We start from the raw sequence: 12,841 nt of genomic DNA on the forward strand, positions 1-12,841 counted from the left end.
AAACGGATCCACGCCGTCTCTTGTGCCACAGGCGCGGGGCCCTGCTCCGACGGCAGGACACCACAAGACTACCCGAGGGGCGCAAAACCCCTCGGATCCGGACAGCGAACATGTCTCGCGCAGGTAGTCTGAACCCGTGGTGAAGTGGTTCTGGCAGCGTGACACGCCCCTACGTGCACTCGCACTCCGCACTCGCGGAGATGCGGGAGATGCGACGCGGGTGGACTTCGCTGAGCTCGCCCCCGAGCTGAACAGGTTTCTCGGCCAGGCCGCGTACCTGCAGCTCGGTTACTTCGAAACGCTGAGCAGACTGATCAGGGCGACTCCCGAGCTGGAAGAGAAAGAGGCGCTCTCGCGTGCCGCCGGTGCTGCGTTGGTCAAACACCGCGCGATCCTCGACATCATCCGCGAGCAGGGGGATGACCCCACCCAGTTGATGCTGCCGTTCCGTGAGCACCTCGATGCTTTTCGTCGCAAGACCATCGGAGTGCGCCCGAGAGAGACTCTGCTGGCCGTTTACATCACGGCCGGCATGCTGGATGACTTCTACTTGGCCCTGGCGTCCAGCTATGGCGAGACAGGGCGTCGCGTCGCAGAGATTCTTCGAGAAGACGACGACACCGACGAGATTGTCGCGATTCTGACGCAGACGATCGAGAGCGACAAAGAGTGGCGCTCGCTGCTGTCGATGTGGGCTCGCCGACTCGTCGGTGACACACTGCTTGTCGCGCGACAGGCGCTGCGGCCCGAGCGTCTCGCCGTGGATGAGCACCGCGTCGAGCCGGTCTACACCGAACTCATGGGTGCGCACGCTCGTCGCATGGACGCGATGGGGCTCGCCGCCTGATTTTCCTTGCGCAGCTGGCGTGAGGAACCAGATTCTTCGTGAGTCACTGCATCCTGCGTGAGGCACCACGCAACGATGATGCGTCACGCAAAGAATGATGTCTCGCGCACGCAAGGTGGCTCAGATGCCGAGCGCAACCTTCGTCGCGGCATCCGATCGGCGACGCTGTTCGGTGACGAGGTAGCCGATTGCGCCAGACAGCACGACGCCGCCGCCGATGCTGACCAGCCACAGCCAGCCGCTGTCTTCGCCGACGCCTGACCACTGCATCGCCGTGTAGACGACAGCGGCGATCGCCGTGGCGACGGCGGGCACAACGGCGACGCCACGCAGCCTACGATGCGGCAGCAGATAGTGCACGCCAATGCCCAGCGCGCACGCAGCGATGAGCGCGAGAAGGATGTACATCGCGGGTCAGGCGACGAAGCCGACGCGGCGTGACTCTTCAGTGCCCAGTTCGATGTAGGCGAGGTTCGCGGTCGGAACGATGTAGGAGTTGCCCTTTACATCGGTGAAGCTCACGTGCGCGGTGCTCTGCTCGAGCGCCGCGGTCACCTGAGAGCGGATCTCGTCCGCCTTGGCGGGGGTCTCGAAGCTCAGTTCGCGGCCGGTGTTGATGATGCCAATGCGGATTTCCACGCGTGCTCCTTGAAGTTCGGGGACAGCGCCAACTCTACCCCGGCACGGCATGCTCGGATCGGGCGCGACCCTCGGTTTCGCCCTGGGCGCACAAGCCGTTCCGTTCAACGCTGCCTGCGGGTGCGGCGGTGTCTGGGCCTCCCGCTAGCGTGGATGACATGACAGAGGATGCCGGGCAGAGAGCAGTCGTTGACGCCGCTGTCGATGCCTCGGGCGTCATCATCGGCGCGCCAGGGACAGGTAAGACGCAGACGCTGATCGACCGGGTCGTGGCGCTTCTGCGCGCGCACGCTCTCACACCCGAAGAGGTGCTGGTGCTCACGGCGAACCGCCAGGCCGCAACCGTGTTGCGCGACCGGATCGGAGTGCGCATCGGCCAGGCGACTCCGGGTCCGCTGGCACGGTCGCTGGGCTCGTTCGCATTCCAGATCGTCCGCGGTGCGATGGTGCGCGCGGGCGACGAGCCTCCGGCACTTCTCACCGGCGCCGATCAGGACCGCATCATCGCAGACCTCCTCACCGGTGACGCCGACGACGAAGCAGCAGGCGAAGCATCCCGCTGGCCAGAGTCGCTGAGCGCGAGCGTTCGCGCATCGAAAGGGTTCCGCTCTGAGCTGCGTGCGTTCCTCGCCGAGTGCACCGAGCTTGGCGTGCTTCCGGAAGAACTTCAGGCCTCCGAGCGCCCCGTGTGGTGCGCGGTAGGAACCTTCATCGACGAATACCGCGCGGTACTCGCTGGCATGCGCACTGCTTATCGCGACGCGGCCGATTTGGTCAGCGAGGCGGCCGCCATTCTGCGCGAAGCGGATGCCGCGGTCCTCGGCCCACTCGCGCCGCTTCGCGTGGTCTTGATCGACGATGCCCAGGAAGTCACCCGCGGCGGCATCACGCTGGTGCGCGCGCTGCGCTCGCGTGGCATCGCCGTGTTCGCGTTCGGAGATCCCGACATCTCATCCGGTGCTTTCCGCGGTGCGAGCCCGCAACTGTTTCATGAACTCTCTGGTGTGCTCGAACACGTCTTCGTTCTCGACACACCGCACCGCCAGGCGCCGGCACTCACCGCTCTCACCCGCACAGTCACGCAGGCAATCGGCGTAGCCGGGCGCGTCGAGCATCGCCGGGCGCCCGCCCCGCGCCCCGAGGTGCCAGACCCCGCTGTGCAGGCGTTCCTTGCCCCGTCTCCCTACGAGGAGGTCGATCGAATCGCCGGCACGCTACGTGACTGGCACCTCACCGATGGCATCGCCTGGAGCGACATGGCGGTGATCGCGCACGACACCAGACAGGTCACTGCGCTCGAAACAGAGCTCGCAGCCCGTGAGGTGCCGACTCGAGCGGCTGGTGTCCAGCGTCCGCTGGGCAGTGAGGGAGTCGTCCGCGACATCGTCGGCATCGTCCGCCTCGCGTTGCAGCCGGTGCAAGAGCGCGAGCCGGAGGCTCTCATCGACGCACTGCGCTCGCCGTTTGGAGGGATGGATGCTGTCGGCCTCCGCCGCCTGCGCGCGCGACTGAGACACGTCGAACTTGCCGACGGTGGATCGACGCCCGCAACGGAGTTGCTGCGCCAGGCGATGGCCTTCCCCGCGCATTTCACGTTCGTCGACGCCCCTGAGGCCCGCATCGCATCGCGCTTCGCCACCACGCTCGCCGAGACTGCTGCGGCAGCCGAGCAGGTGAAACCATCCACGAGTTGCTCTGGCGAATCTGGGACACCGCGCGAGCTCTCGACGGCTCGAAACTGCAGAACTACTGGCGTGCAGCCTCTGAGCAGCCCGGTGGCGGTGAGATCGCCCGCGCACTCGACGCGCTCGTCGCGCTATTCGACGCCGCGAAACGGTTCGTTGAGCGCACCCCTAATGAGCGCGCGGAGACGTTCGTGCGGGAGATCCTCGACAGCGAAGTACCCGAAGACACGCTCTCGACCCCCGATCGACCCGGCCTGGTCACACTGCTGACACCGGCGACGGCGCTCGGCACGCAGTTCGATGCGGTCGTCATCGCGGGGGTGCAAGACGGGGTATGGCCGAACGTGCGCCTGCGCGGTGGTTTGCTTGAGACCTGGCGGCTCTCAGATGCAGTGAGCAGTGCGCGTACAGGAGTGTCTGCGGTTGCGCTGGATAACCTCGATCGCCGCCGTGCGGCGCTGCACGATGAGCTCAGGCTGTTCGTGCGAGCGTTGTCGCGTGCACGCAAACGCCTTGTCGTGACAGCAGTGGATGACGACGGCACCGGACGGAGTCCGTTCTTCGCGTTCCTGCCCGATCCGCCACCGGCATCCGAGCATCCGGCGGCCGAGCATCCGCTCACGTTGCGCGGGCTGGTGGCTCGACACCGGCGCACGCTCACCAGCGCGGTCGATCCCGCCACCCGAGCGGATGCCGCGGGCCAGCTCTCCGTGCTCGCGCGGGAGGGCGTTGCGGGCGCAGATCCCCAGGAGTGGTACGGCATTGCTGAGCCCTCGACTGCTGCGCCGCTGCATGACCTGGCGGTTGAAGCGGCGCGAGTCTCGCCGTCGAAGATGGAGTCGTTCGAAGAGTGCGAGCTGAACTGGGCGATTTCTGCCCTCGGCGGTGACACGGTGCTGCCACCGTCCGCCGGGATGGGCACGATCATCCACGAAGCGATGGAGACAGTTCCCGACGGAGATCTTGAGAAACTCCGAGCCGTCCTCACCGAGCATTGGCCTGAGCTCGATTTTGAGACCGAGTGGATCGGGCGCAAAGAGCTTCGCCGCGCCGACCTGTACATCGAGCGCCTGCACTCGTACCTCGGCGAGGTGACGGGGGACCGCGGACGCGTACTCGCGAGTGAAGTGGAGTTCCGCTTCTCGGTAGATGTTTCCGAAGAAGACGACGATGCTGCGGCGCCGGCTGTGCATGTGGGCGACGAAGTCAGCGGTCCGAACCGGGCGATCGTTCATGGCTTCATCGACAGGGTCGAGGCATACCCGGTCGGTGCGGGTGAGCATGCTGCCGCTCGCGGTCGCGGCTGGACCGACATGGCTGAAGGGATAGACGGAGAACGTGTCGTGGTCGTAGATCTGAAGACAGGAAAGAATGAGCCGACGACGGATGCCAGAGTCGAAGAGCACGCGCAGCTCGCCGCCTATCAAGTCGCGGTAGAACAGGGGTTAATCGAAGGCGCTGATGCCGGAGCTCTTGCGGGAGCCCGCCTGCTGCTCGTTGCCAACACGCTGTCGGGAAGTGACTATCGCGTTGCGCATCAGCACACGCTGCAAGGCGAGGCGCGCACACGGTTCCTGAACAGACTCGCCGCCGCAGCCAAGGGGATGTCGGGTGACAGCTTCACCGCACACGTTGAGGCACACTGCGCTGATGTGCAGTGGCGCGTGCACCCCTGCCGCATCCACACCGTGCCGGCGGTCAGCGCATGACCGCGTGGAACGACCAGGGCCCCGCGCTCTCGGCGCTTGAGGTAGCGGCAGCGCTCGGACAACCACCGCCCACGGCTGCCCAGCAGCGCGTCATTGAAGCTCCGCCCACGCCTGCCCTCGTTGTGGCCGGTGCGGGCAGCGGAAAAACCGAGACGATGTCTGGCCGGGTTGTCTGGCTTGTCGCCAACGGCCACGTGCGACGCGACGAGATTCTGGGGCTCACGTTCACGCGCAAGGCCGCCGGAGAACTCGCCGAGCGGATTGCCGCGCGGCTCGCGGTGATTGACGAGTACGGTCAGCGCGGACTCTTGGCGCATGTGCCGGAGATCGTCGCCTCGGGCGCCCTACGCCGGGTAGACGACGCCGCGGCAGGACCGCAACGCGCACTGGTGCGCACGCATGTGCTCGATGAACTCTCCACGCGATTCGACACAGGATGGGACCCGACCGCCCCGCGCACGGCGGAAGACCTCATGATCCGCCCCCGTGTGTCGACCTACAACGCGTTCGCTGATTCGATCGTGCGCGAGCATGCCGCACGGATCGGGCGCGACCCCGATGTGGCCATGCTCAGTCAAGCCGGGTCGTGGATGCTCGCCCGCGAGGTCGTGTTGCGTGCCGACCTGCCTGAGCTGGAAGACATCGAGTACGCGGTCGGCACCGTGGTCGACGCGGTACAGCGACTCGCGGGAGACTCACTCGATCACCGGGCGGACCTCTCCCAAGCGGAGCGGATCGTACGGGAGCAGGCGCGGGCATTCGAGCCTTATCGGAGCAGCAGCGACATCGCGAAGGTCGCCGACAACCTGCTCGCTCTGCCGACGCTCACTGCTCTCGTCCGCGAGTACATCGCCGAAAAGCAGCGCCGTGGTGTGCTCGACTTCGCCGACCAAGTGAGCGGTGCCTACGACATTGTCGAGTCATCGCCAGAGGTGCGTGCCGATCTGCGCGAGCAGCACCGGGTGGTTCTGCTGGACGAATACCAGGACACTTCGGTGATCCAGACCGAGTTCCTCGCCGCAGTCTTCCGAGACTCGGCGGTGATGGCGGTGGGCGATCCGCATCAGTCGATCTACGGCTGGCGCGGTGCCAGCGCCGACAACCTGTATGCGTTTTCGCGCACGTTCTCTCGGGATGCACCGGCACAGAGCTACAGCCTGATGACGAGTTGGCGCAACGACAGCGCGATCCTCGGCATCGCCAACCGTGTGCTCGAACCGCTCCGGCGACCGGGCCTTGCGGTTCCGCCGCTGGAGGCCCGACCAGGCGCAGGTGAAGGTGCAGTCGACATCCGTTATCCGCTCACGGTGCATGAAGAAGCAGCGGAGGTCGCGGAGTGGTTCGCTGAACGCCGTGCCACGCACGCCGCGACGCATACCGCCGGAGCGACGCCGCACACCGGGGCAATCCTGTTCCGATCCAAGCGGCATATGCAGACCTTCGCTGAGGCGCTCGCAGCTCGCGGCATCCCGCGCCGCATTCTCGGTCTCGGCGGACTGCTGGCAACGCCCGAAGTCGTTGACGTCGTCTCTGCGCTCCGCGTGATGCATGATCCGAATGCCGGGTCGGCTCTCATTCGGCTGCTCGTCGGTCCGCGCTTCGGCGTCGGCGTCGCCGATATGGGGGCGCTGTACGATCTGGCGTCTGAACTGTCGCGGCGCGACAGCGGGCTGCTGCCGCTGCCAGACGAATTGCGCGCACGGATCCGCTCCTCGCGGGGGGCGGACGAGGCGGTTTCCATCGTCGACGCTGTCGATGTGGTGCGCAGCCTTCGCGACGACTACCGGCTCATCCAGAGCATCACGACCCCGGGCCGCGCACGAATTCGAGCGGCGGGCGAGATGCTGGAGCGTCTCAGACGCGCGTCCGCTCAGCCCATTCCTGAGCTCATCCGGCTCATCGAGGTCGAGCTCCGGCTCGACATCGAACTCGCGGCCAATGAGACCCGCGGGCCCGCGCGAGTCGCCGCGACCCAGCTGCGCGCCTTTGCCGATGAAGTGCGTGCGTTCCTGTCCGCAGATCAACGCGGCACGATCTCGAGCCTGCTGGCCTGGCTCGAGAAGGCGGAGAGCACCGACGAGCTGATGCCGCGCCCAGAACCGCCAGAGCCGGGCGTAGTGCAACTGCTGACGATCCACGGCTCCAAGGGCCTCGAATGGGACGCCGTCGCCGTGGTGCGCATGGTTGAGGGTGAGCTGCCGTCCCGGCCGACCGACACGTCGGGCTGGTTCGGGTTCGGAGTGCTGCCATTTGCGCTCCGCGGTGACAGTGCGGCGCTCCCGACCTTCGTGTGGGATCCGCCCGCCGACGACGAGCCTGACCCGGCCAAGCGGCTCAAGGCTGGCGTCGCCTCTCTGACGAGCAAAAGCAAGAACGCGCCCGGGGCGCTCACGGTCTTTAAAGACGCGTACCGCGACTACCAGCAGCAAGAAGAGCGTCGGCTCGCGTACGTCGCCGTCACACGCGCGCGCACCGATCTGCTCTTGAGCGGATCACACTGGGCAGGACAGAAGAGTCCCCGCGAAGCGGGGGCATACCTGCGCGAGGCGATCGAGGTGCTCGGTCTCGAGCCGCTCGCCCAAGTCGAGGAGGACGAAAACCCGTACGCGGGGGAGGGCAAGACCAGCGTGTGGCCGCTGGATCCTCTGGGCGGACGTCGTGCCGCGGTTGAAGATGCTGCCGCCCTTGTGCGAGCGGTTCCAGGCGAACCGCGCCGGCGCCGACCGTCCAACTAGAACGCCTGCTCGTCGAGCGCGCCGAGCGACAGCGGGGCATCAGGGCAGAGCCGCCGGCGCGAGTGCCTGCCTCGAAGTTCAAGGACTATGTCACCGATTTCGATGGCACGGTGCGGGAACTGAGCAGGCCCATGCCCGAACGGCCGTACCGGCAGACCCGACTCGGGACGCTGTTTCATGCGTGGGTGGAACACCGCTCAGGTCTCGTCGGTGCAGCGCCGAGTCCGGAAAGTGCGCTGTGGGAATCGGACGATGAACAGCCGGATCCGTGGAGTGCATCCACTGCCGACGAGGCCGACCTGGAACGCCTGCGCGAGATCTTCGAACACAGCGAGTGGGCGATGCGCCAGCCCATCGCCGTAGAAATAGAAATCGACTTCGTGCTTGGTTCGCACATAGTCATCTGCAAGCTCGATGCGGTCTACCGACGCGAAGACCGCGGCGACCGGATTGAGATCGTCGATTGGAAGACCGGCAAGGCGCCGCGCAACGCCGCAGAACGGGAAGAGCGGATGCTGCAGCTCGCGCTGTACCGCCTCGCCTATCACCGCAGGTTCGATGTGCCGCTGGATGACATCGATGTCGCGCTGTACTACGTCGCCGACGACCTTGTCATTCGCGGCGACCGGGTCTACTCGGAGGAGGAGCTCGTCCAGCGCTGGAGTGCGGCTCGCGCCGCGCGCTGAGCTTCGTCTGCAGAGTCAGTGCCGTCCCCGAAGTCCGATTTCGGCCCGTCGACCGAGTCAATGTCCCTGGGCAGGAGGTCTGACTCGGCGATTTCGCGCAGATCTTCCGTTGCATCCCCGATGTTCTCGTCGGGGAGATCCTCGCCCGGCAACAGATCGGCGGGGTTGTACGCGTCAGTCTGCATGGAAGTGTTGACGCGCGCGGCGGCCGTCGCGGGGACGCGATCCAGTGCGTCCAGCGCCGAATCGACGCCCTCACCACGAGCCTGAATCACGGATAGATCGTTTTCGCGCAGCCCCTCAGCCAGCGACTCGAGCAGGGCGGCCGCGTCATCCATGATGTCGGTGCGGTGCAGCGAGTCCCCGTGTACGAGCCAGCGGGCGAAGTCGAGTTCGGCCAGCAACCGTCCGCGCACAGCGAGTGCGGCATCCGGCGCACGGTCAGATGCCTGTGCGTATGACGCGTGCACAGCCCCCGCGGCGTCCGGAGCGGACGAGAGCCACGCGAGATCGACGGCAGGGTCACCCAGAGACAAGCCGTGCCAGTGCAGCACTCCGACGACCTCAGGTCCCTGATCGGGGTCATCGTCGAAGAGGAAAGATGTCGACTGGACGCCGCCGAGAGTCACTGCGGATTCGAAACGCCACAGGTCATCGTCTTCGACTGCTTCGCGCCAGCGCACCGTCAGCCGGGCGGGAACCCGACCGGTGGCAGCTGCGCGGTCGACGAGTTGTCGGACTTCTTCGCGTACCTCTTCAGCACCGCGCGCGGTGAGACCCGCATTGCGTACGACGGATGCGGGCAACGCATGCACTGCGGCGATGGACGCTCCCATCGACTCCGCGGCGCCTCGTCCGCCAGGTACATGTGAAGCTTCGATCTGGAATCCGGGGAGAAGCTCGGTCACGAGCGCCCGGCCATCGCCAAGCCGCGTCTCACCGATGTACTCCGGCACGCGGAAGGGCAGCATGGCGCGAGCCCCTGCGGTCAGCGCGCGCAGCGCCAGAGACTCGCTCGCGAGCTCGCGCGCTGTTTCATCGTCGTCACCTACGCGGATCGTGAGCTCGCGACCGTCAGCGAGCGTCGCGACCGCGGAGTCGTAACGACCGTCGCCGCCAGCGGTCAGAGTTCGCGCGCCGACGACCTCAGCACCGGGCAGTGCAGCCGTTACCGCCGCCGCTAGAGTAAAGGGAGACCGTGCCATGCCCCCAGGGTAGGTCGGCACAGGTGCGGTTCCGCCTACGCCACGCCTGTGAGAGAGGGAGTCGATGACTGTGCGACGTGCTTTGTTGGATCGCGCAGGACACCTCCGCGATGAACCCGGGATCATTGAGGCACTGCGATCATCCGCCGATGCTCGTGTGATTGTCGTCCGTGAAGGACGTGTTCGCATTGAGAACGCCGCCCTGGTCACCGCGAAACCTTCCGAGGTCGGGGACGCAGAGTGGGCACTGCTCGGGCGGCACAGCGACGGCAGTACGCTGCTGCTCGCAGCAGTAGGGCCCCTGCTCGATACCATCGATGCGGCCCCCGCCGAGACCTGGCTCGGGCTACGCGATACCGGTGGCCTCCTCGATGTGGAGAACACTGAGCTGCTCGTAGAGGCGATCGCGCTTGCGTCCTGGTTGCGAAGTGGGCGCTTCTGTCAGAACTGCGGGGCTGAGGCTGAATTGCGCCAGGCCGGTTGGTCACGGCATTGCCCGTCATGCGGCGCGGACATCTTTCCGCGCACAGATCCCGCGGTGATTGTCGCCGTCGAGAGTGATGATGGCGAACGACTGCTGCTGGGCGCGAACGCGAACTGGCACGGCCGGATGTACTCGTGCTTTGCCGGATTCGTCGAAGCTGGCGAATCGCTGGAGTTCACGGTGCACCGTGAGATCGAGGAAGAGGCCGGAGTGCGCCTGGACTCGGTCCGCTACATCAGCTCGCAGGCGTGGCCGTACCCCCGCTCGCTCATGCTGGGCTTCCGTGCGACCGCATCCAATGAACGTCGTGCTCGTCCGGACGGCGAGGAGATCATCGATGTTCGCTGGTTCACTCGTGAAGAGATCGGCAGTGCTCTGAAGGCAATGGTCCCGTGGGGTTGCCGGGACCGGCATCCATCGCCAGAGTCCTCATCGAGGGCTGGTACGAGGAACGGGCGTGAGCGCACTCGACGCTCTCGACGAACGGCAACGGGAAGCGGCATCTGTGCTGCGCGGCCCCGTCGCTGTCCTCGCGGGCGCGGGCACGGGAAAGACCCGGGTCATCACGCATCGCATCGCGCATGGCGTCGACACGGGGGCCTACTCTCCAGGTCGGGTGATGGCGGTGACTTTCACCGCGAAAGCTGCTGGCGAGTTGCGTGGACGCCTGCGCGCATTGGGCGTTGTGGGAGTCGCTGCCCGAACGTTCCATGCCACAGCTCTTGCCCAACTGAACTTCTTCTGGCCGACACTTGCCGGGTCCCCTGCCCCCTCGATCGTCGACAATAAAGTGCGGTTGCTCGGCCAGGCAGCCGAACAGCTGCGGTTGCGTCTTGATACTCCGACGCTGCGTGACATCGCCAGCCAGATCGAGTGGCGGAAAGTCTCGATGCTTTCGATCGAGCAACATGCCACGCTCGGTCGTTCGGTGGGGCGGGTGAACACCGATCAGCTCGCCGAGGTGCAGCAGGCCTACGAGATGTTGAAAGACGATCGTCGCCAGCTCGATTTCGAAGACGTGCTGCTGGCATGTGCGGGGATGCTGGAGGCTGAGCCGCGGGTGGCGGCATCCGTTCACGAGCAGTACCGGCACTTCACTGTGGATGAGTTCCAGGACGTATCGCCGTTGCAGAACCGGCTGCTGGAGCTTTGGTTGGGCGATCGACGTGACATTTGCGTCGTCGGAGACGCGAGTCAGACGATTTACTCCTTCGCGGGGGCGGAACAGAAGTACCTGCTCGAGTTCGGGCGGACCTACCCGGATGCGACAGTCGTCCGGCTGGAAACGAACTATCGCTCACAGCCTCCGATTCTCGCCGCCGCCAACGCGCTCATGAAGGGGCGCCCCGGTGCTCTCCAGCTCGTCGCTGCGCGCGAGGCACCGACCGCCGAGCCGCCTACCGTGAGCGCGTATGACAGCGAGACTGAAGAGGCAGCGGGCATCGCTGCCGCCATCCGTGCCCAGATCGCTGCCGGAGCATCGGCATCCGAGATTGCGGTTTTGTACCGCGCGCACTCGCAGTCCGCTGCCATCCAGCAGGCTTTGGGGGAGGCGGGGATTGCCTCAACCGTGCTCGGCGGTAAACGCTTCTTCGACATGCCGGAGGTGCGCCAGGCCGTTCTCGCGCTGCGCGGCGCGTCGGTGGCGCCGACCGAGCGTGGCTTCCTCGCGAACGTGCAGAAGGTGATGCGCGAACTCGGTCTGAGCGATGAGCCGCCCGCGGCCGGGGGAGCGCAACGTGATGGCTGGGAAGCGCGACGTGCGATCCTGCGGCTGGCGGAGGAAGCTCCGAACGACACCACGCTGCGATCTTTCAGCGAGACGCTGATGGCCCGTGCGAAGGATCAGCATGAGCCGACCATGCACACGGTGACGCTGTCGACGCTCCACGCGGCGAAGGGACTGGAATGGCCGCACGTGCATCTGGCGGGCTGGACAGAGGGCGGTCTACCGATTTCCTATGCGACGGGCTTCGACGCGATCGATGAGGAACGGCGACTGGCGTACGTCGGCATCACGCGCGCAGCGCGGACGCTGACTCTGTCGTGGGCACGCGCCGCGGGACGAGGGGAACGGCAGCCTTCCCGTTTTCTTGCGGAGATCGGAACGACTGCTCGCGGCACTGGCATTCTGCGTGAAACCGCACCGATCGCCAGACGCGGCGGCCGTCGGGGCTGATCCGCACCGTTTTCGTGCTCTTGGGCTTGCCGGGTTCGGCGAGCACGCGCGCAACCAGGGCTGCAGCCTCGGCTGTGCGCGCCGCGGTGATGCGGCCAGACGTTGCGCCTACCAATTGGGCATGCAAGATCGGCCACGCCGCATCTCGGTCACGTTCATGCCCGTCGCGGCAGGACAGACACGGTGTGCGGCCAGGGATGACAAGGGGACCGATCGTGGTCCCACCCGGTTCGAATGCGATCGGCAGGTGCGCGAGGTCGTCTCGCAGATAGCGGGCGAGTTGCTGAGCGGATGCTGCGCCGTGGACGAGCACGATTCCCACGGCGTTCGGGTCGGAGCGATCCGCCGTCACGAACCCTTCATCACACAGGGCGATCTCCGTCCTGGTTTCGACGCGTGAATCGGCCAGGTTGAGACTTTCGATCCACACCCCGGGCAGCGGTGGCGCATCGGTGCGCAGCACAGGCCGCAGCGTCGCGAGCAGCTCGCGGGCAGCATCGCGTGGAGCGCCGGCTCCGTGCGCGATCACATCGAACGCGGTAGAACGAAAGCCGTTTCGCAGCGACTGCAGGAGACGCTCGACCCACGGTTCTGTGGCCGACACCTGCACGATTCCGTCCAAGCCGAACTGCACCGTATCTGCGTCGCGCCACAGCAGCGGATAGGCCGGAT

General features: G+C 66.2%; 9 protein-coding genes and 2 pseudogenes. 8 read left to right on the forward strand and 3 right to left on the reverse strand.

The genetic code is table 11. From position 1 onward, the window contains the following. The first annotated feature begins 136 nt into the window (after window positions 1-136). Entirely contained in the window at window positions 137-847 is a 711-nt protein-coding gene (locus tag DC31_RS04465; protein ID WP_036277382.1) for a ferritin-like fold-containing protein, read from the forward strand. A 120-nt stretch (window positions 848-967) separates the two neighbouring features. On the opposite strand, the gene DC31_RS04470 is transcribed toward DC31_RS04465, so the two are convergent. Both DC31_RS04470 and DC31_RS04475 read right to left on the reverse strand, forming a co-directional pair. Next, window positions 968-1,255: a hypothetical protein gene (locus DC31_RS04470; protein WP_036277384.1), complete on the reverse strand. Its 288-nt coding sequence runs from the start codon at window positions 1,253-1,255 to the stop codon at window positions 968-970. Between the two features lie 6 nt (window positions 1,256-1,261). Further along, complete coding sequence (locus DC31_RS04475) at window positions 1,262-1,486, reverse strand: DUF3107 domain-containing protein (RefSeq protein WP_036277386.1); 225 nt, start codon at window positions 1,484-1,486, stop codon at window positions 1,262-1,264. Between the two features lie 158 nt (window positions 1,487-1,644). Here DC31_RS04475 and DC31_RS20160 point away from each other — a divergent pair, with 158 nt between their 5' ends. From DC31_RS20160 to DC31_RS19155, 5 genes and pseudogenes are all read left to right on the forward strand, one after another. Further along, on the forward strand, window positions 1,645-3,441 hold the full coding sequence (locus DC31_RS20160) for a UvrD-helicase domain-containing protein (protein WP_051606403.1): 1,797 nt from the start codon (window positions 1,645-1,647) through the stop codon (window positions 3,439-3,441). Next, a pseudogene (locus tag DC31_RS20165) lies at window positions 3,339-3,638 on the forward strand (hypothetical protein); the annotation flags it as partial. The gene DC31_RS20160 and the pseudogene DC31_RS20165, both read left to right, overlap by 103 nt. Window positions 3,639-3,806: 168 nt before the next feature. Further along, a complete protein-coding gene (locus DC31_RS20170; protein ID WP_442921855.1) occupies window positions 3,807-4,880 on the forward strand; it encodes a RecB family exonuclease in 1,074 nt (357 codons plus the stop codon). Beyond that, complete coding sequence (locus DC31_RS04485; RefSeq protein ID WP_235201335.1) at window positions 4,877-7,615, forward strand: ATP-dependent helicase; 2,739 nt, start codon at window positions 4,877-4,879, stop codon at window positions 7,613-7,615. Before DC31_RS20170 ends, DC31_RS04485 begins: the two co-directional genes overlap by 4 nt. Before the next feature lie 62 nt (window positions 7,616-7,677). Then, window positions 7,678-8,301 (forward strand): PD-(D/E)XK nuclease family protein, encoded by a 624-nt coding sequence (locus DC31_RS19155; protein ID WP_235201336.1) that lies wholly within the window; start codon window positions 7,678-7,680, stop codon window positions 8,299-8,301. Here DC31_RS19155 and DC31_RS04490 read toward each other — a convergent pair. After that, a complete protein-coding gene (locus DC31_RS04490) occupies window positions 8,247-9,506 on the reverse strand; it encodes a phosphotransferase (RefSeq protein WP_036277389.1) in 1,260 nt (419 codons plus the stop codon). The genes DC31_RS19155 and DC31_RS04490 overlap by 55 nt on opposite strands. Window positions 9,507-9,570: 64 nt before the next feature. On the opposite strand from DC31_RS04490, the pseudogene nudC reads away from it, so the two are divergent. After that, a pseudogene (gene nudC, locus DC31_RS17460) lies at window positions 9,571-10,314 on the forward strand (NAD(+) diphosphatase); the annotation flags it as partial. A 133-nt stretch (window positions 10,315-10,447) separates the two neighbouring features. Beyond that, window positions 10,448-12,169 carry an ATP-dependent helicase gene (locus DC31_RS04500; protein WP_036277394.1) on the forward strand — a complete coding sequence of 574 codons (1,722 nt, stop codon included), beginning with the start codon at window positions 10,448-10,450 and terminating at the stop codon, window positions 12,167-12,169. Window positions 12,170-12,841: the final 672 nt, after the last annotated feature.

This window comes from Microbacterium sp. CH12i, from assembly GCF_000685355.1.
GTDB lineage: Bacteria > Actinomycetota > Actinomycetes > Actinomycetales > Microbacteriaceae > Microbacterium.